Annotated in this window: 14 protein-coding genes; 11 read left to right on the forward strand and 3 right to left on the reverse strand. The window is 42.4% G+C overall.

Going from position 1 to position 19,745, the window contains the following annotated elements; genetic code table 11:
• The first annotated feature begins 26 nt into the window (after positions 1-26).
• Positions 27-476 (forward strand): GNAT family N-acetyltransferase, encoded by a 450-nt coding sequence (locus ACOOE0_RS02565; protein WP_420400913.1) that lies wholly within the window; start codon positions 27-29, stop codon positions 474-476.
• Between the two features lie 73 nt (positions 477-549).
• On the opposite strand, the gene ACOOE0_RS02570 is transcribed toward ACOOE0_RS02565, so the two are convergent.
• Positions 550-2,715 (reverse strand): carboxy terminal-processing peptidase, encoded by a 2,166-nt coding sequence (locus ACOOE0_RS02570; protein WP_420400914.1) that lies wholly within the window; start codon positions 2,713-2,715, stop codon positions 550-552.
• A gap of 203 nt (positions 2,716-2,918) precedes the next feature.
• Between ACOOE0_RS02570 and surE the strand changes: the two genes are divergently transcribed.
• Genes surE through ACOOE0_RS02595 form a run of 5 tightly spaced genes read left to right on the forward strand, consistent with a single transcriptional unit; the run spans position 2,919 to position 7,721 of the window.
• Complete coding sequence (gene surE / locus ACOOE0_RS02575; RefSeq protein WP_420400915.1) at positions 2,919-3,695, forward strand: 5'/3'-nucleotidase SurE; 777 nt, start codon at positions 2,919-2,921, stop codon at positions 3,693-3,695.
• Positions 3,688-3,975, forward strand: a complete 288-nt coding sequence (locus ACOOE0_RS02580; protein ID WP_420400916.1) for a hypothetical protein — start codon at positions 3,688-3,690, stop codon at positions 3,973-3,975. Before surE ends, ACOOE0_RS02580 begins: the two co-directional genes overlap by 8 nt.
• A gap of 28 nt (positions 3,976-4,003) precedes the next feature.
• Positions 4,004-5,116: a lipid-A-disaccharide synthase gene (gene lpxB / locus ACOOE0_RS02585; RefSeq protein WP_420400917.1), complete on the forward strand. Its 1,113-nt coding sequence runs from the start codon at positions 4,004-4,006 to the stop codon at positions 5,114-5,116.
• 31 nt (positions 5,117-5,147) lie between these two features.
• Positions 5,148-5,696, forward strand: coding sequence for a C40 family peptidase (locus tag ACOOE0_RS02590; protein WP_420400918.1), 549 nt, complete (start codon positions 5,148-5,150; stop codon positions 5,694-5,696).
• Positions 5,697-7,721, forward strand: coding sequence for a ComEC/Rec2 family competence protein (locus ACOOE0_RS02595; RefSeq protein WP_420400919.1), 2,025 nt, complete (start codon positions 5,697-5,699; stop codon positions 7,719-7,721).
• On the opposite strand, the gene ACOOE0_RS02600 is transcribed toward ACOOE0_RS02595, so the two are convergent.
• Positions 7,718-9,250, reverse strand: coding sequence for a peptide MFS transporter (locus ACOOE0_RS02600; protein ID WP_420400920.1), 1,533 nt, complete (start codon positions 9,248-9,250; stop codon positions 7,718-7,720). The two genes, ACOOE0_RS02595 and ACOOE0_RS02600, sit on opposite strands and share 4 nt — an antisense overlap.
• Positions 9,251-9,266: 16 nt before the next feature.
• Complete coding sequence (locus tag ACOOE0_RS02605; protein WP_420400921.1) at positions 9,267-11,426, reverse strand: S9 family peptidase; 2,160 nt, start codon at positions 11,424-11,426, stop codon at positions 9,267-9,269.
• Between the two features lie 157 nt (positions 11,427-11,583).
• Here ACOOE0_RS02605 and ACOOE0_RS02610 point away from each other — a divergent pair, with 157 nt between their 5' ends.
• The 5 genes from ACOOE0_RS02610 to ACOOE0_RS02630 all read left to right on the forward strand — a co-directional run bounded on the left by ACOOE0_RS02610 (position 11,584) and on the right by ACOOE0_RS02630 (position 19,736).
• The gene (locus tag ACOOE0_RS02610; RefSeq protein ID WP_420400922.1) at positions 11,584-12,900 is read left to right on the forward strand and encodes a hydroxymethylglutaryl-CoA reductase, degradative; all 1,317 of its coding nucleotides are present in this window, start codon (positions 11,584-11,586) and stop codon (positions 12,898-12,900) included.
• The gene (locus ACOOE0_RS02615) at positions 12,900-13,808 is read left to right on the forward strand and encodes a GYDIA family GHMP kinase (RefSeq protein ID WP_420400923.1); all 909 of its coding nucleotides are present in this window, start codon (positions 12,900-12,902) and stop codon (positions 13,806-13,808) included. Before ACOOE0_RS02610 ends, ACOOE0_RS02615 begins: the two co-directional genes overlap by 1 nt.
• A gap of 289 nt (positions 13,809-14,097) precedes the next feature.
• A complete protein-coding gene (locus ACOOE0_RS02620) occupies positions 14,098-14,685 on the forward strand; it encodes a helix-turn-helix domain-containing protein (RefSeq protein WP_420400924.1) in 588 nt (195 codons plus the stop codon).
• A 367-nt stretch (positions 14,686-15,052) separates the two neighbouring features.
• Positions 15,053-18,277, forward strand: a complete 3,225-nt coding sequence (locus ACOOE0_RS02625) for a SusC/RagA family TonB-linked outer membrane protein (RefSeq protein ID WP_420400925.1) — start codon at positions 15,053-15,055, stop codon at positions 18,275-18,277.
• A 10-nt stretch (positions 18,278-18,287) separates the two neighbouring features.
• Entirely contained in the window at positions 18,288-19,736 is a 1,449-nt protein-coding gene (locus ACOOE0_RS02630; protein ID WP_420400926.1) for a SusD/RagB family nutrient-binding outer membrane lipoprotein, read from the forward strand.
• The last annotated feature ends 9 nt before the right edge of the window (positions 19,737-19,745 follow it).

The following is a 19,745-nucleotide window of genomic DNA, read 5'->3' on the forward strand; positions in this document are numbered from 1 at the left end:
GCGAAACCATCAAAATTCAAACAAGCATGAAATTAATTTCAGTTCGTGAAAATCCAGAAAACTTGGAACATGTTATCTCCTATTTCCAACAGACTTGGAAAAGTGTTCCACCAGAGGTATATCAAGATTCCATTAGCAGTTGTATTGATTCCCCCAATCCATTACCACAATGGTATTTGTTGGAAAATAATGGAGAAACCATAGGTTGCGCTGGACTAATCAGCAATGATTTTATCAGTAGAATGGACTTATACCCTTGGATATGTGCATTGTTCATTGAGGAGAAACATAGGGGAAAGGGCTACCCCACAATGCTGATTGAAAAAGCAAAAGAAGATGCACGCAAAGGGGGCTTCCAGCACATTTATCTCTGCACGGAACATATTGGATATTATGAAAAACATGGATTTCATTATGTGGGTCAAGGGTATCATCCTTGGGAGGAGGAATCCAGAATCTATGGCCTTCAGCTGTAGCTTTGCCAAGTAACCCACAGAAATAAAAAAACCGACTTCAAGAAGTCGGTTTTCATATCGTTAGAATTGTTTTCTATCCTTTTACACTGGCCAATTTTCGCTCACTACTTTTGATATTGTTCAACTGTAGGTCCCGAAGTACATTAATGGCCTCCTCTACATAAATATCCCTAGCCAAGTCCTTGTGCCAACGATTTCTTTTTTCACGCAATACGGAGTCTTGGGTAAACAATTCCGTTTCGTATTTCAAAGATTCAAATGTGAGTTTGGAATCATATTCCCTAAGGCTCTTGAAATGGTCCGAACGCTTCTTGGCTTCACCTTCCTTAACCTTGTAAACATCATAATTCAAGGAAACGATGATTTCGTCCTGTTGCTCTTTCAGCCATTTGGCATTTTCCTCGATCAACTTGATCTGTGGATTTTCAGCCATTCGTTTTTTACTATTGGCCACTGCAGTTTCAAAATCGATATAACCATCCCAGATTTCATAATCGGCAGGAGATATCTTATCCCAGCCTAATGGATTTTCCTGATCTCTCTCTCCTAGATCGATATAGCTGTAACGGTCTGGAACCACAATATCACTTTTCACCCCTTCCAATTGGGTAGAACCTCCATTGATTCTGTAGAATTTCTGTGTAGTAAGTTTTATGGCACCTAAATCTCCGTGCTCATTGCTACGAACAATATTATCCAAAGGAATCACATTTTGCACGGTTCCCTTACCAAACGTCTGCTTGCTTCCAATTACAACCGCACGCTTATAATCCTGCATGGCCGCTGCCAAAATCTCTGATGCGGATGCGGACAACTCATTCACCAAGATAACCAATGGGCCATCCCATTGAATGCGCTCATCCTTATCTTCATGTACTTCTTTTCTTTGTCCTGAAGACCTTACTTGCACAATAGGACCATCCTTGATAAAAAGTCCCGCCATTTCCACAACGGTCTTAAGGGAACCTCCACCATTATCCCTAAGGTCAAGCACAATACCTTCAACCCCAGCTTCCCGAAGTCTATCTACCTCTTTGGCAACATCCGTTGCGGCGTTTCTTTCGGTATAGTCCTCAAAATCCACATAGAACTTGGGCAGATTGATCAATCCATATTTGTGATCTTCTCTTTTAACGGTAGCAGATTTAGCATATGATTCTTCCAAGAGCACCACATCCCTTGTTACTGAAACTACTTCAATAGTTCCATCCACACGTCTAACGGTCAGGTCAACAACAGTGCCTTTAGGCCCTTTGATCAATTTGATGGCATCGTCCAAACGCATTCCCACAATATCAATGGGTTCTTCGCCATCTTGGCCCACTTTAAGGATTTCATCTCCAACTTCGAGGCTTTGATCTCTCCAAACGGGTCCACCTGAAATGATTTCCATGATTCTGGCACCTTCGGGCTTCTTTTGCAACCGGGCACCTATTCCTTCAAACTTTCCAGACATTCCAATATCAAACTTCTCTTTGTCATCAGGAGCAAAATAGAAAGTGTGCGGGTCAAATTCATCTACAATGGTGTTGATGTACTGTACAAACCAGTCTTTACGTTCCAAGTCATCGATAAAATCAAAAAACTCGTCCAAGGTATTTTTTGTGTTTTCCCTGGCATCAGCCTCCAATTCATCCCTATTTACTGCAGAAGTAATGCTGCTATAGGTCAATAGATTGGCATTGTTTACCTGCTCCCCGGCATCGGTGATTCCGTTTTCGACCTTTCCGTCAAAAACTGCCAAGGTGTTGTACTTCAATTGCTTTCTCCAGCGTTCCTTCAACTGCTTTCTGTTGGCAGCGTAATCCTGATCTTTGTAATCAATATTGATGGTTTCCTCAATGGAATAATCAAAGGGCTGGGACAATACCTCCTTGTAAATATCCTTTGCTTCCCCCATACGCTTCATCAAACGTTGGTATACAATGTTGAAGAAAGTGATGTCGGTATTTTTAATTTCGTCATCAATTTGAAATCTATACTTTTCGAACTCCCGAATATCGCTTGCCAAAAAGTAGCGCTTTGTTGGATCTAGAATATCTACAAAGTCATCAAAAACATTGGACGAAAAACTATCATTTAGGTTTTTGGGCTCATAATGGCCCCTTTCCAAGACGTAGGTAATTAAATCCAACAACAATTTGTCCTTGTCGTCGTTTTCAAAAGATTTGCTTGTAAAACTACAGGAGGCTACTGCCACAAGAATTACCAAAAGAGCTAAGGTGAAATTCTTTTTCATAAAAAGGTTGTTTAATTGGGAACGAAACTAGTTGGCTAACCAACCATAAAATCATCACTTCATCCTCCGTTTCTACTTGTATGAATTCCCTAAGATACTGAAAAAACCGTGCCAGTCTGGTCAAGTCCGTTTAATTTTTTGTTAAACACCTAGAGCTTCATATCCTAATGAAAAACGTATTTTTACCTTATTAATTATATAAAATGGATAAACCGCTCATCCTGGTCACAAATGATGATGGAATTACTGCCCCCGGGCTTCGATCATTGATCAGTGTTATGAAGGAAATAGGAGAGGTTGTGGTGGTTGCCCCAGATAGCCCCCAATCCGGCATGGGACATGCCATTACCATTGATAGCACCTTATATTCCAAACAGGTCATCATTGACCAAAAAGAAGGCGCTCCCTTGGAGTACAGTTGTAGTGGAACCCCTGCAGATTGCGTGAAATTGGCCCTCCAAGAATTGCTGGACAGAAAACCAGATATTTGTGTTAGCGGTATCAATCACGGTTCCAATGCGTCCATCAATGTTATTTATTCGGGAACCATGAGTGCTGCCATTGAGGCAGGCATTGAAGGGATTCCAGCCATTGGTTTTTCACTCTGCGATTATTCCTGGGAAGCGAATTTTGAATACACCAGCAAGTCCGTCAAAAAAATTGTGACCGAGGCATTGCTTCATGGAATTCCCAAGGGTACCGTACTTAATGTGAATTTTCCTAAAACCGATAAAGAACCCAATGGCATCAAGGTGTGCAGACAGGCCAGGGCCAATTGGAAAGAACAGTTTGACAAACGTACAAGCCCCACTGGCAAGGATTATTATTGGCTTTCCGGGGAATTTGAGCTTTTGGACAAGGGACAAGACACTGATGAGTGGGCACTTTCGCAGGGCTACGTTTCCGTGGTTCCTACACAGTTTGACCTTACCGCCCACCATGCCATTCCACAAGTAAACAATTGGAGTTTAAATGAATAGCAGAAAAGAAGTTTTGATCGGGTTTGTTGTGGGTATTATTGCCAATACCTTTGGAACCCTGGGATACATTTTGATTTTTTCCGACCTTGGAATTGCTGAAACCTTTGAAGCCGCTATTTCCCAAGGACATATGGGCAGTTTGCTTGCATTGGGCGCTATTTTGAATTTGGTGGCCTTTTTTGGGTTTTTGCGACTTAAGAGGGATCATAGGGCCAGGGGTGTTATGGTGGCAACCCTACTTACAGCCCTGCTCATCATGTACTTTAAATTTTTCAAATGATCTTGACCCTTGAAAATGAATTTTTAGGATGAAGTACTACATCATTGCAGGGGAAGCATCTGGAGACCTACATGGTTCAAATTTGATCAAGGCCATTAGGCAAAAGGATGCCAGTGCCCAGATCAGATGCTGGGGCGGTGATTTGATGGAACAAGCGGGCGGCACATTGGCCAAGCACTACAAAGACATGGCTTTTATGGGGTTTTTAGAGGTTATCAAGAACATTCCCACCATCTTCAAGAACATCTCTTTTTGCAAGGAGGATATCGGAAAATTTAATCCCGATGTCGTGGTTTTCATTGATTTTTCGGGATTTAACCTTCGCATTGCAAAATGGGCCAAGGCTAACGGTTTTAGAACCAATTACTATATCTCCCCCCAAATCTGGGCCTCGAGGGAAGGCAGAATCAAGAAAATTAAACGGGATATTGATCAAATGCACGTAATTCTCCCTTTTGAAAAGGATTTTTACGAAAAAAAACACGGCTATCCTGTTCACTTTGTAGGGCATCCCCTAATTGATGCCATTGAAAGCACAGATATTCCTGAAGAACAGGAATTTCGCTCGCAAAATTCTCTGGATTTTGATAAACCCATCATAGCCCTGCTTCCTGGGAGTAGAAAGCAAGAAATCCAAAAAATGTTGGCAATCATGCTTTCGGTGACCAAGGATTTCCCAGAGTATCAATTTGTGATCGCAGGCGCCCCCAGTTTACCACAGGATTTCTATGCCTCTTATCGAAATGAAAACAAAGTGGGGTATGTTTCCAACCAGACCTATGCCCTGTTAAAATACTCCCATGCAGCTTTGGTTACCAGTGGAACCGCCACTTTGGAAACGGCACTTTTTGGCGTTCCCCAGGTGGTTTGTTATAAAGGGAATTGGATTTCGTACCAAATTGCCAAGCGAATCATTACGTTGGATTATATTTCCCTGGTCAACCTGATCATGGACAAAGAAGTTGTCAAAGAACTGATACAAAATGATTTAACAACAGCCAACCTTAAACAGGAGCTTGGCAAGATTGTTGAAGGACAGAAACGTGAAGCTATTTTGGATGACTATCAGATGCTTCGGAAAAAACTAGGTGGAAAAGGTGCCAGTCAATTGGCGGCCCAATTAATCATTGAAAATGCTTAATTTATGGCCACAAGTCACAAACCTACTTAACATGTTACGAAACGTCCTTTGCATTCTTACCCTTTTGTTCCTGCTTGGTTGTGGGGCAAAAAAGAAGCGAACTTATAGTAAAAATAGAACTCCTACCATTACGGTCGAAGGTTCAATCGAGGAAGCTGCACCACCCAAAATCTCCAGAAAAGAAGAACGAAAAAATACCAAAGCGCAAAGTATCATTGCTACGGCGATGACCTTTTCGGGCACCCGTTACAAATTTGGGGGAACCACTCAAAAAGGCATGGATTGCTCAGGGTTGGTGTTTGTTTCACTCAAGGAAAACGATATCGAGTTTCCTAGGGTATCGTACCAGATGGCGGAACATGGAAAACGAATTAAGGTAGGCCAGGTGCAAAAAGGAGATCTTCTTTATTTTAAGACCGGCAAAAGCGGCAAACGTATCAATCATGTGGGATTGGTGGTCGATGTCAACCGAAACGAAATCAAATTTATTCACGCTACAACCTCACGTGGAGTCATAGTTTCTTCCCTTAGGGAAGGGTATTGGAACCACGCCTTTGTCAAGGCCATGAGGATATTGTAAATGCAGCAATTTAATTTTGTGTCCATTAAGTTGACACTCTGCCTAATCGTGGGCATTGTGATGGGATTTTATTGGAATATTAGACCTAATTGGGCTCTGATTCTTCTTCTCTCACTACTCCCCTTCCTCTATTTTAGTTCCAAAAAGCAGAAACGTCGTGCTTTCCCCTTTTTTGAATGCCTTACTGCAATAACCACAATAGTTCTCGGAATTTTTACGGTAACTATTTCAACGTCCAGCACATGGGAAGAAAAGTCTGAAAATCCCAAGGAAGATGTCGCAAGCTTATGGGAATTAAAGATTCAGGAAGTCCTAAAGCCGAACTCCTATTCCCAGCGATATATAACCAAGGTGCATTCGTTGGATGGGAGCAAGTCAAGAGGGAAACTGCTGCTTACACTGCCTTTGGATTCCACTGCCAAGCAGCTAAGGGTTGATGACAAGCTTGCGCTTTGGGGAAAGGCGGAAACCATCCGTCCCCCTTTAAACCCCAACAGCTTTGATTACCAAGATTATTTGGCCAAACAAGGAATCCGATATCAAATTCGAGCAGAGCCCAATCAATTTAGGATTCAGGAAAATCCCTCCTCTACGCTATACGGAATAGCCTCCCGCTTTAGGAATAGAATTATTTCCAACTTAAAACAAGAGCAATTTGGAAAGGAAGAATTAAGCGTGATCCAGGCCTTGGTACTTGGTCAGCGCGACGACATATCTGAGGACACCTACAAAAGTTACAGGGATGCTGGAGCGGTACATATTTTGGCTGTTTCTGGACTACATGTGGGCATCCTGCTCTTTTTGTTTCAATTTTTACTGTCGCCCTTGGAAAGACTCCCGAAAGGGAAAACCCTTAAGTTAATCGCGGTGGTTCTTTTTCTCTGGATGTATGCCTTTATTGCAGGATTATCACCCTCTATTGTTCGAGCGGTTACTATGTTTTCCTTTGTGGCCTATGCCATGCACCTAAACCGTCCAACCAATGCCTTTAACATCTTGGCCCTTTCCATGTTCTTTATCTTGTTGATCAAGCCTTTGTTTCTATTCCAGGTAGGATTTCAAATGAGCTATGCTGCCGTATTTGCCATTGTTTGGCTGTATCCCAAATTGCAACGGTTTTGGTCTCCAGAAAACGTTATCTTACAAAAGTCCTGGCAACTTATGTCCGTCAGTATTGCGGCCCAATTGGGTGTTCTGCCAATAAGCCTCTATTATTTTCATCAATTTCCTGCCTTATTCTTTGTTTCCAATCTGTTGGTGGTGCCCTTTCTAGGGCTGTTGCTGGGTATGGGAATTCTTGTCATCGTTCTGTCCTTGACCCACACCCTGTCCCATCAAGTGGTCGAGGCTTATAATTTTTTAATTGGAACCATGAATGCCATAGTGGAATGGGTGGGAAAACAAGAAGGATTTGTTATCAGGGATATTCCATTTGACCAAATTCAGATGGTCTTGGGGTATGTTCTTATCATTGCGTTGGTACAAACGCTATCCAAACCCAGAGTCAAAAACATTTGGTTTCTGGGCATCAGCATATTATCAATGCAGCTATGTGTTATTTGGAGCCAATGGCAATCCAATTCCGCCCAAAGCTTGATCTTGGCTCATCAAACCAAACAGAGTTTACTACTCCATCAACAGAGAGACAGCTTAAAAATCCATACGAGTGATACACTTCTCCAACCTATGTGGATTGACAATTTCAAAATTGCAGAGCGCATTGCATCCTCCAAAGTTCATGCATTAAAAAACAGTTATCGCCTCAACCAAAATAGAATTTTTGTGATGGACAGCTTTGGCAGCTATCCTGCAAAAAGTGGCGTTGACTATATCGTGCTCACCCAATCCCCTAAAGTACATTTGGGTCGACTCTTGGATTCTGTCCAACCCAAAGTGGTCTTGGCAGATGGTAGCAACTACAGGAGTTATGTGGAGCAATGGAAAACGACCTGTGCACAAAAAGAAATCCCCTTTCACAGTACCAGTGAAAAGGGATTTTATGTTTTCAATTTTGATAAAGATTAATGGACGTTGCCCATCAAGCGTTTCATCAAAGGGCCAAACAGCAATACCACTGCACCAGCCACTAATGCATAAATGGCTATCAATCGGAATCCATCCAAATAGACATCCAAGGTTTCGAGACCTCCCACATTGCTATCCGTACTTTCTATAGCCAATTGTTTGGAGATGAACCCAACAATCTGGAAGGCGTAAGCTGATGAAAGAAACCAAACACCCATCATAAAGGCCACAATTCGTTTAGGCGATAAATCGGTGATTTTTGATAATCCCACAGGGGACATGAAAAGTTCCCCTACAGAAATAATAAAATATAGCCAGAGCAAATAGGAAAATGGAACCATCCCATTTTCATCTGCACTACCCCCACTTAAGGACACCACATAAAAGGCCAAACCTGCCAACACCAGTCCCATTCCAAATTTGTACGGGGTTCTTGGATTGATTTTCTTTTTGGCCATATAAGTCCACATGATGGAAATAGGGATGGACAAAATCACAATAAACATGGAGTTAAGGGCATTCGTTTGACTCGCATTGATCAAGGTCAAGTCCACATTTCGAGCTGCAAACAAGGTAATCACACTGCCGTGCAGTTCATGAAAGCCCCAAAAAATGGTCATAAAGAAAGTAATCAGCAAGGCCATAAAGAGCTTTTTGCGCTCATCCACTGTTGATTTGACCATGATGGTTGCCATATATATCAGTACGACAATCCCCACCAGATAAAACAAGAGGTTTACAATATTGGTATCGGCAAAAGCTGTTCCTTCGGCTCCCAATGACTTGTAGGAGTGCAGTAAAAATGCAATCAAAGGTGCGGACAAAAAGGCCAAAATGGGAATCAAGTGTTTTTGGGGTATTCCCATCACTTTCTTTTCATAAACCTCAACACTGGGTGGTCTCCCTCCATCACCAAATACATTCTTTTTAATACCGCTCCAGAAGAAGAGCAGCCCTGTTAACATGCCTATTCCGGCAAGACCGAATCCGTAGTGCCATCCATAAGTTTCTCCAAGCCAGCCACAGAGCAAAGGGGAAACAAATCCCCCAATATTTATTCCCATATAAAATATGGTGAACCCAGAATCCTTTCGGGGATCCCCATCCTTATACAACGTTCCTACAAAGGTGGATATGTTGGGTTTAAAAAAGCCATTTCCAACAATAATCAAAGCGAGGGCCAGGAAGAAGGCTATATTATGTTCAATGGCCAACACAAAGTGCCCTAAGGCCATCAAAATTCCACCTAAAAAAATGGATGCCCGCATTCCTAGAATGGAATCTGAAATCTTACCCCCAATAACTGTGGAAGCGTAAACCAAGGAGCCATAAGAAGCATAAACTGCAGCAGCGGCATAATCCCTGGTGGACAGGGCCTCGAATATTACATTAACCATATAGAGCGTGAGCAATGCACGCATTCCATAGAAACTAAAGCGTTCCCACAGCTCAGCAAAAAACAGGTAGAATAGGCCTTGTGGGTGCCCAAAGAGCTGCTTTTCGCTAGCCGGTTTTACAACATCTGACATATATTAGATAGTTTGGTTACAAATTTTCTTTGACGAACTTGGTCATCTTACTAAAGAGATGGAGTCGGGTATTACCCCCGTAGATTCCATGATTTTTATCCGGGTAAATGGCCCATTCAAAATCCTTGTTCGCCTGCACCAAGGCCTCGATCATACGCATGGAGTTTTGCACATGCACATTGTCATCGCCTGAGCCATGGACCAAGAGGTATTTTCCCTTTAACAATTCAGGGTAGTTAAAAGGTGAGTTGTCGTCATATCCCCCAGGATTTTCGGCTGGGGTACGCATAAAGCGCTCGGTGTAAATGGTGTCGTAGAATCGCCATGAAGTAACCGGTGCAACTGCAATGGCCATTTCAAAAACATCATTCCCTTTCAGCAAGCAGTTGGTACTCATGTGACCTCCATAGCTCCAACCCCAGATACCGGTACGGTTTTCATCAATGTATGGGCGTTCACTCAGTTTCTTGGCCACCGCTATCTGATCCTCGGTCTCATATTTTACCAGATTCATATAGGTGACTTTTTTAAAGTCGCGCCCTTTTAATCCGGTTCCCCTGCCATCCACACAAGCCACAATATAGCCTTCGGATGCCAACATTTCGTGCCAGTAGTCGTTACTTCCCAACCATCTATTGGCAACTTGCTGGGATCCGGGACCACTATATTGGAACATCAAGAGTGGGTACTTTTTATTGGGATCAAAATCGGCGGGTTTGATCATCCACATGTTCAGATCATTTCCGTTGATACCAATAGTCGAAAACTCCTTTGGACTCAGTTCATAACCTTCCAACTTTTGGTCAAGAGCGTTATTGTCCTTGATCGTTTTAAGCAGTTTCCCATCCGATGCTTGGTGCAATGTAAATTGATATGGAGTGGTGGCACTGGAATACGTATTGATATAATAGGTGAAGTTAGTACTAAAGGCCGCTCCATTGGTGCCTTCTTTGGCACTCAACGCCTTCTTTTTCTTTCCGTTCGACCCAATACTGTACACCCCTCGATTTATAGAACCATTTTCCGAGGATTGGTAGTAAATTCGCTTTCGTTTTTCATCATACCCGTAATAGGCCGTTACCTCCCAAGGGCCCTGGGTCACTTGGTTTTTTAACTTCCCGTCTTTTCCGTATAAATAGATATGGTTATAACCATCTTTCTCGCTCGTCCAGATAAAACTGTCATCCGGTAAAAAGGTAAGATCATCCGTGATATCCACATAAGCTGCATCTTTTTCTTCCAACAAAAGACCAACCGAGTTATTCGTCGCGTTTACCGTATACATCTTCAAATCGTTCTGATGTCTATTGAGGGTCTGGACACTCAACTCATCGGGATTGTTTTTCCATTTGATCCTTGGAATGTAATAGGCGTCGCCCAAATCCACATTGGAGGTATTTCCTGAGGCAGCATCATACATGTGAAGACTTACCGTGGCATTTTCCTCTCCTGCTTTAGGATATTTGAATTCATATTGAAACGGATACAGATTCTGTCCAAAAACATCCATTGAAAAATGTGGAACATTGGTCTCATCAAATCGAAGGAAGGCAATCTGGCTCCCATTACTATTCCATGCAAAAGCCCTTACAAAGGCAAACTCTTCCTCATAAACCCAATCGGTAACGCCATTGATAATGGTTCCCTTACTCCCATCCGAAGTAATTTGCTTGGTGGATTTGGAAGTTAGGTCAAACACATAAATATTATTGTTGTAGACATAGGCCACAGCTGACCCATCTGGAGATAGCAAAGGCTCCTGAATTTTTTGATCGGAAATCTTGGTGATGCTTTTTGCTCCTACGTCATATACATAATAGATGCCCAGACGTGAATGTCTAAAAATGGGCTCTATTTCCGTGGCCAATAAAACTTTGGACTCATCCTTACTAAAGGTATAGGAACTGAAAAAGGGAACATCACCAGAGGAGGCTACAATGGTTTCCACCTTTTCTGAGGTTTCATAATTGTATTTATCCAAACTACTGGATCTTGGGGATCTGTTGAAGTTAAGAACCGTATAGTCCGTTCCATTTTTCATGGAGCGGAGCGCATCCATATATTCTGTTCTAAAGGATCCTTGCCAGATATCTTCAAGGGTTATTTTCTTTTTTTGGGCTTGCGAAAATGTTAAAAATCCGAGGGTAAAAATGTAAATTAGGAATTTGTTTCCCATGAATACTGATAATTGATTACAAACCGTCAAGTTTACTAATATTTTATCAATTAATAAACTATGTGTTTACACTTAACACCGGAAATCTTTCCGATTTGATCCAATTCCTAGCCTAAAATCGGATTATCCTTATATTTGAATCCTTTAACCAAGCACCATGAATACTCCTGTTGAAGGATTTTCCAAACTTTCCAAAAGCGAAAAAATCGACTGGATCGCGGAACAGTACACTAATGACCCCATCGCTGCAAAAGCACTGTTGGAACAATACTGGAACGAAGACCCCAAGGTTCAAAAGGTGCATGATGAATTTATCGAAAATACCTTATCCAACTATTACCTTCCATTTGCCGTGGCTCCCAATTTTTTGCTCAATGGAAACTTCTACGCCATTCCCATGGTCATTGAGGAAAGTTCGGTGGTCGCAGCAGCGAGCAATGCCGCTAAGTTTTGGTTGAGCCGTGGTGGTTTTACATCCGAAATTATCGGTACTGAAAAAGTGGGTCAGGTCCATTTTATGTTTCATGGCGACACGGAGAAACTACCATCATTTTTTGCACAGCTTAAACCCAAGCTGATCAGCGGTGTTTCCGCAATCACCAAAAACATGGAAAAGCGCGGCGGTGGGATAAACGATATTGAACTCCGAAGTCTGGACGACAAGCTTAAGGGATACCATCAACTGCACTGCACTTTTGAGACCCTGGATGCCATGGGTGCCAATTTCATCAACTCCTGCTTGGAGCAGTTTGCCAAGACCTTAAAATCCGAAGCCAAAACGTATGCTGCATTTACCCCCGAGGAAGCAGAAGTGGAAGTGGTCATGAGCATCCTTTCCAATTATGTTCCCCAATGTTTGGTAAAAGCAGAGGTAAGCTGTCCCGTATCCGACTTGGATCAAGCTGGGATTTCTGGGCAAGAATTTGCCCAAAAAATAGTTCGTGCCGTGGAGATTGCCAAGGTGGAACCGCACAGGGCAGTTACGCACAACAAGGGCATCATGAACGGAGTGGACGCAGTGGTTCTGGCCACTGGAAACGACTTTAGGGCCATAGAAGCTGGAGTACATGCCTATGCAGCCAAAGACGGACATTATTCCAGTTTGACGCATGCCAAAATTGAAGATGGTATCTTTTCATTCTGGATTGAATTGCCTTTGGCTTTGGGCACCGTGGGCGGGCTTACTTCGCTTCATCCCATGGTTAAACTAGCCTTGGAAATTCTTGGCGAACCTTCTGCCCAGGAACTGATGCAGGTGGTCGCGGTAGCTGGACTGGCCCAAAATTTTGCCGCGTTGCGATCCTTGGTCACCACGGGGATACAAAAAGGGCATATGAAAATGCACTTGATGAACATGCTTAACCAAATGGGCGCCACAGAAAGTGAAAAACAACAGCTTGTTCAGTATTTTAAGGACCATACAGTTACCAATGCAGCCGTTAAGGAAGCCTTGGAAAAGATCCAGTCGCAATAATGCAACAAGAATTTTATAGCAATGGAAAACTGTTGCTCTCCGGGGAGTATGCTATTCTAGACGGAGCTGTTGGACTTGCCGTGCCCACTAAGTTTGGACAATCGCTTACGATTGTTCCATCCAACAGTCCTTCTTTAGAATGGAAGAGTTTCGATATCGATAAACAGCTTTGGTTTGAAGCCGAATTTGAGGTTCCAAATCTTAAGCTAAGGACAACTTCAGATGAAAAAATGGCCAATCGATTGTCGGAAATCCTTACCGTTGCAAAATCCTTAAATCCAAATTTTTTGGCTGATGGCCAAGGCTGGAGTTTGGAAACCTTCTTGAGCTTTCCAAGAGATTGGGGGCTCGGCACCTCCTCCACCTTAATCAACAATATAGCCCAATGGGCCATGGTGGATGCCCACGACTTATTGCATAGCACTTTTGGAGGCAGTGGCTACGATATTGCATGTGCACAGCACAACTCCCCTTTGTTATACCATCTTAAAGACAACCACCCCAGCGTTCAAGAAGTTCGGTTTGATCCTCCCTTTAAAGAAAATCTTTTTTTCGTCTATCTCAATGAAAAACAAAACAGTAGGGATGCCATTGCCAACTATCGTTCGCTTGAATTTGACAAGGCTCAATTGGCGCATGATTTGACCCATATTACCAAAAACATGGTGACTTGCGGTACCCTTGCGGAGTTTGAGGCGCTGATGGATTTGCATGAACAAACCTTGTCGGAAGTACTAAAAGTACCCACAGTCAAAAACAGATTGTTCCCCGATTATTCTAAATCCATCAAAAGTCTGGGTGCCTGGGGCGGTGATTTTGTTTTGGTTACAGGTGGCCAGGAAGATCAACTGTACTTTAAGAACAAAGATTTCCGTACAGTGCTTCCGTATTCAGAGATGGTGCTCTAAGTAGTTCACCTTTCCAATTGGGAGTCCAATTCCAACGTACCTCCGAACCGTTTAAAAAAGGCAAATACCTTTCAAAAAACCTCATCCGTAAACTGAAATAGGGCATTCGTCAATTTGGGCAGTATAAACATCATGGATTTTCAGAATTTTCCATTGAAACTTAAATGGTAAAAATTCAGATTCTATGGTACCTTCTTGGGATTTTACTTTTTTATTCTTCCTATTTCAAGTACTACTGATCATAATTATATCGCTATGGAAAAGGAAGAAAAATCGAAAAGAGCAGAAAATGGCATTGCTTTTTGTGGTGCTGCTGTCCTATAATGCCTTTCTGACCTACTACGGTTGGGGCAGTTCCAAAGAGGAGTTTTATATTGTGATGAGCTACGTGCAGTTTGTTCCCTTGCTTTTGCTCACCATTACTTTTTATATAAGGCCCTGGCGGGTTGGATCCATAAATCAAAGGACGCCACAGCACCTATGGTCTTTGGGGGGAAATCACAAATATGAAAAAACAGGGCTTTCCAAGGCCTTTTCCCATGAACTAAAGAACAAACTGGAACATCTGATGTTGACCCAAAAACCCTATTTAAATCAGGAATTAAGGTTGGATGATATTGCCAAATTATTGGATATTTCCCGTCATCATGCCTCACAAGTAATCAATGAGAATTTTGGTCTAAATTTTTATGAATATGTCAATAGGTTTAGAATTGAAGAAGCCAAAAGGAAGCTAATGGCCCAAACGGAACATACTGCTCCCTCTATTTCTGAGGTGGCATATCAATGCGGATTTAACAACCGGGTTTCCTTTTACAAAGCTTTCAGAAAAATTACCCATTCCACGCCTTCAGAATTTATGGGCAAGGTGGCTTAGCAAGTCATCAACTACCATCTCCCGAATTACCATACCATCTTTAGGAAGATCAAGCAAATCAATCCATACGCTGTAAATCCAACCCGCTCCATCTACCTCTTTAACCTATCCCGATGTATCCTCATTTAGCTGAATTTTTGATTCAGGGATCAGCCTGTAAATCTCGTTCGGCAATTGTGTAAAGGTTTTTAAGGGTTAACAAAGTCCGTGTTTTCAATTCGTTTTTTTGCTCGGCAATCTTCGAAAAACAGGAGCCAAAACTTTTCTTCCCCATTTATTTCCATGAGGATTATTTGAATTAGCTGACAAATACAAAGTTGAACTCCTGTTTGACCGGTTGCATTGAACTAACTCTTAATTATTTTTTATGAAATCTAAAACTCTATGGATGTTGCTGGTGTTTTTGGTCGGTATGATCACGACCACACTGGCACAGGAAAAAACCGTGACAGGAACAGTTACGGACCAACTTGGATTACCTCTCCCAGGTGTCAACATTGTCGTTACTGGAACGGGCACAGGTACCCAATCCGATTTTGATGGTAATTACGCTATCACTGCCAGCGAAGGTCAAACCTTGGTATTCTCCTATTTGGGTCAAAAAGATGTGAGCGTTGCTGTGGGAGCAAGCAACACCATCATTGTCCAAATGGAAGAGGATGCCGAAGCTCTTCAGGAAGTTGTGGTAGTGGGCGCCTTTGGTATTAAAAAACAAGCACGTTCCTTAGGTTACGCGGCTACAAAAGTTAGCGCCGAGGATTTAACGGAAGTTGTAAACACAAATCCGCTGGAATCACTTTCAGGATCAGTTCCAGGTGTTGATATTTCAGCGCCAGCTCAACCAGGTGCATCTGCTAAGGTAATCTCCCGTGGTTTTGGGTCTATTACAGGAAGTAACACCCCTCTCTATGTAATAAACGGTTCTCCTGTTCTTGATAGGGCCAACGGTTCTATTATAACCACAAGTTCCTTTGATGTAGGTTCCGGAGTTGTGGATTTGGACCCCAACAATATTGAAAGCATCAACTTTCTCAAAGGTGCCGCCGCTACCGCTCTTTATGGATCGCGTGCTGCCAATGGTGCTATCATTATTACAACCAAAACAGGTAAAGGCAGGATTAAAGTTGATGTAAGTTCCTCGATCGACTTTAATGAAGTTGGCAAATTGGTGGATAAACAACAACAATTTGGCACGGGTTGGTCTGGACATTCATATTCCAATGTCTCCGGGGAAGGTCCCTTTGCCGCGAGTAATGAAAATGGCTCGTGGGGGGCTCCATTTGATGGGGAAATAAGAGCTTGGAGTCGTATTGTGGACAATACCCAGTTAATCAAACCTTACGTTCCATTGGAAGATAATGTAAGGGAGTTCTTTGACATAGGACACACCTACACCAACTCCATAACCATAAGTGGCGGTGACGAAAATGCCAATCTGGCCTTCACTTACTCTCGGGTGGATTCAGATGGGATATTCCCAACAGATTCAGACTCTTTTAAAAAGGGCAACTTTGGACTGAACACCGGTTTAAAAGTAGATAAGTTGGCTATTAAGGCCAGTGCCAACTTCACCAACAAGGATCAATGGGCCATACCTTCCGGTCAAGGTGATGACGCCGCATTTGGTAAGTCATTAATGCAGGAAATAATTCAAATGCCCAACGACATTAGCATTGTTGATATGGAAGATCAATCCAACATTTTCAACACGCCTAGTTATTTCTATACTCCATATGCTGCCAATCCCTATGTTTCTTTAGAAAGTAACAAAGTGCGGTCTTTAAAGAATCGCTTCTTTGGAAATGTAAATCTTAACTATGAACTCCATGATAACTTCAACCTAATTTTCCAAATAGGCGGGGATGTAGACAATGAATACATAAAGCGAACAGGAGCAATAATTTCCTATATCGAAGGTGCTCCTCAAAATCTGGCAGGTTCTAATGAAGTTGTAGGTGCAGTAGGTGAATATAAATATTCAAATAAGGAGCTGGATACCTATCTGAACTTAAATTTCAACAAGGATCTTACTGAAGATTTGAACTTGAACGTTCTTGCAGGTTTTAACTATAATCAACGGAGCGGAGATGCCCTTTCAGTTGTGGTAACCGATTTGGACTTGCCTAATTTTTATGAGTTGAGCAATTCAGCATCAACCCCATCCCTTGGACAAAACAATTATCTCCGAAGGGTATTTGGGCTATATGGTAGTGCAGAATTAGGTTTCATGAATCGCTATTTTTTAACTCTCACAGCACGGAACGACAATTCGTCCACGCTACCCATAGAAAACAACTCCTATTTTTACCCCTCAGCCTCCTTGGCTGCAGTAGTCGTTGATACGAATTCAAGTTTTGTTAAACTCAGAGGTGGATATGCGCGAATTGGCAACGATACCGGGCTCTATCAAGTATATTCCACCGCAGGGCAAGCTGTAAACGCAGGGTATTTTGGTTCCATAGAATATCCTTTCGCAGGATTGAACAGTTACGAGGTTTTTGGTAGAATAGAAAACCAAAATCTTAAGCCTGAAATTACCGATGAACTGGAGTTTGGACTAGAAACCCAATTCTTTAATAATCGACTGGGCTTGGACGTCTCCGTGTATCAGCGTGACACCAAAGATCTTATTGTTAATTTGGATGTTCCTCGTTCCACGGGTTACAGTCAGATTACCGGAAATTTTGTGGATCTTCAGAACAAGGGTGTAGAACTGGCATTTAACGCCAAGCCCATCCGTACCAAAGATTTTGAATGGAGCTTAACCTATACTTTCGCTAAAAATGAAAGTGAAGTCACAAAAGTTCACGGAGAGCAGGAATTTGATGAGAATGGTGATGAGGTTAAAAAGAAGATTTCAATATATTCCGCGTATGACATCAACTTTTATGCTCAAGAAGGACAACCCTTAGGTGTATTCTATGGCCCTGCTCCTGAAACCACAGATGATGGTGAACTTATTGCCGATCCAAACACAGGATACTATACCTATGATGGAGACGAGCATTTCCTTGGAACCTCACAGCGTGATTTTATCATGGGACTTCAGAATTCATTTGAATACAAAGGGTTTAGGTTATCCGCAAATTGGGATTGGAAACAGGGTGGCAAGATGTACTCCTACACCAAAAGGTTGAGTTATTTTGTTGGGAACGGACAGGAAACCACCTATAATGATCGAAATCCGTTCATTCTTCCCAATTCCGTAGTAGCCGTTACCGATGAACAAGGCAATGTAACAGGTTATGAAGAAAACACCACCTATGTGGATTATGAAGATGTGACCGCCTTTTATAATGCAAGTCAAAATCAGGCTATACAAAGCGAGCATATCATTGATAAAACTTTCATCAGATTGCGCTCAGCTGCACTAACCTATAGTTTCCCTTCCAAGTTTGTTCAATCTGTTGGGCTAACTGGAATGTCCCTATCGCTCTATGGTAAAAACCTCTTTTTGTGGACTCCAAGTGATAATACCTACGTTGATCCCGAAACTACTTCTTACGGTAGGGGTATTCGAAGTGAATTTGGGGAGTTCGCCACCAACCCAGCCCAACGTGCCTACGGGGCCCGCGTTAAATTCTCATTTTAAAAACAAATCCATGAAAAAAACATATTTCATTTATACTCTTTTACTGTTCACCGGAATTGTAAGTTTAATTTCCTGTGACCATGATCTGGATGTAAACGTTGACCCTGACCTATTAACCCCTGAACAAATACCCATGGCAGCTGAGCTGCCCACTGCGCAAACAGGAATTGCTGCGGCAGCAGGAACATATTTTGCCATTCCTGGGGGCTTTTGGAGCCAATTTTGGACCCAGAGTGCGGTAGCCAATCAATACCGTATTTATGATAACTACTCAGTTACCAATTCGAGTACCTTGTTTAATGATGGTTGGTCTCAAATCTATGATGCACTAACCGATATCAGAAACATTAAAGCAAATGCAGATACAGAAGCCAATTGGAATTACTATTTGATCGCCTCTACCTTAGAAGCCTATGCATTTCAGTTGCTGATTGACTTCTACGGTTCGGTGCCCTATACTGATGCCAATAACACGGCAATTCTAGCGCCAACTTTCCAGTCTGCAGAAGAAGTTTATGACCTAATGGTCGCCGACTTAAAACAGGCACTTTCTAAAAATTTGGCCGATTCTCCTTTGGACAATGTCCCAGGAGAAACAGATCTTCTTTTTGAAGGAGATATGGAAAAATGGACTCAATTTGCCAACACTTTATTGCTGCGTCTGTATTTAAGACAAACCAATGCACGCCCAACAGTTGCGTCTTCCGGAGTTACGGAATTGATCAATTCTGGAGCCAGTTTCTTGGAAGAATCCGCAGCAATTACCCAATTTGTGGATGAGGCCAGCAGAAGCAATCCCCTATATGAAAATGAAAAAAGACAGCTTAATGTGGGTACCAATTTAAGAGCAAGTAACACCATGGGGTCTTTTTTAGAGACCGCCACGGATCCAAGATTGGCGGAATTCTATGACGGTAATACATTCCAATTGCAAGGCGATTTTGATGATGGTTCTGGAGATGCCTCTGTGGTTGTACTCCATGCTACTGACCCCTTCTACTTCATTTCTGAGGCTGAAAGCAAGTTCCTCCAAGCTGAGGCCTACGAAAGATATTCCGAAGGAACTGAAGCACAGGACTTTTATGAAGAAGGTGTCTTGGCCGCATTTGCTCAGTTTGGTTTGGACGGTAACGATATGCTGGCCACAAATTATGCCTACCCCAACAGCAACGATGAAGAGGTAAATATCAAAGCCATTATTACCCAAAAATGGATTTCTCTCTATCCAGGTAGCGGATTTGAGGCCTTTATTGAACATAATCGGACCGGATATCCCCAAATAAGTCCTGTAGCTGGTGATGACAATAATTACGTCCCCGGAGAATTCACCTACTCCGTAGAAGGAACTACAGGAGGGCTTTTCCCAAAGCGATTCCTTTTTCCATTGGATGAAGCCCAACGTAACCCAAATACTCCTGCCCAAATTCCTTTGACGGAAGAAGTATGGTATGCTAATTAAAAAAGAAAA

The sequence above is a fragment of the Flagellimonas sp. genome, from assembly GCF_965215805.1.
Taxonomy (GTDB): domain Bacteria; phylum Bacteroidota; class Bacteroidia; order Flavobacteriales; family Flavobacteriaceae; genus Flagellimonas.

Bases quoted from the DNA above. Each gene is read 5' to 3' on its own strand.
- ACOOE0_RS02620 (WP_420400924.1), top strand. From the start codon at position 14,098: ATGGCATTGCTTTTTGTGGTGCTGCTGTCCTATAATGCCTTTCTGACC.
- ACOOE0_RS02570 (WP_420400914.1), bottom strand. From the start codon at position 2,715: ATGAAAAAGAATTTCACCTTAGCTCTTTTGGTAATTCTTGTGGCAGTA.
- surE (WP_420400915.1), top strand. From the start codon at position 2,919: ATGGATAAACCGCTCATCCTGGTCACAAATGATGATGGAATTACTGCC.
- ACOOE0_RS02610 (WP_420400922.1), top strand. From the start codon at position 11,584: ATGAATACTCCTGTTGAAGGATTTTCCAAACTTTCCAAAAGCGAAAAA.
- ACOOE0_RS02615 (WP_420400923.1), top strand. From the start codon at position 12,900: ATGCAACAAGAATTTTATAGCAATGGAAAACTGTTGCTCTCCGGGGAG.
- ACOOE0_RS02565 (WP_420400913.1), top strand. From the start codon at position 27: ATGAAATTAATTTCAGTTCGTGAAAATCCAGAAAACTTGGAACATGTT.
- ACOOE0_RS02605 (WP_420400921.1), bottom strand. From the start codon at position 11,426: ATGGGAAACAAATTCCTAATTTACATTTTTACCCTCGGATTTTTAACA.
- ACOOE0_RS02595 (WP_420400919.1), top strand. From the start codon at position 5,697: ATGCAGCAATTTAATTTTGTGTCCATTAAGTTGACACTCTGCCTAATC.
- ACOOE0_RS02625 (WP_420400925.1), top strand. From the start codon at position 15,053: ATGAAATCTAAAACTCTATGGATGTTGCTGGTGTTTTTGGTCGGTATG.
- ACOOE0_RS02580 (WP_420400916.1), top strand. From the start codon at position 3,688: ATGAATAGCAGAAAAGAAGTTTTGATCGGGTTTGTTGTGGGTATTATT.
- ACOOE0_RS02630 (WP_420400926.1), top strand. From the start codon at position 18,288: ATGAAAAAAACATATTTCATTTATACTCTTTTACTGTTCACCGGAATT.
- ACOOE0_RS02590 (WP_420400918.1), top strand. From the start codon at position 5,148: ATGTTACGAAACGTCCTTTGCATTCTTACCCTTTTGTTCCTGCTTGGT.
- lpxB (WP_420400917.1), top strand. From the start codon at position 4,004: ATGAAGTACTACATCATTGCAGGGGAAGCATCTGGAGACCTACATGGT.
- ACOOE0_RS02600 (WP_420400920.1), bottom strand. From the start codon at position 9,250: ATGTCAGATGTTGTAAAACCGGCTAGCGAAAAGCAGCTCTTTGGGCAC.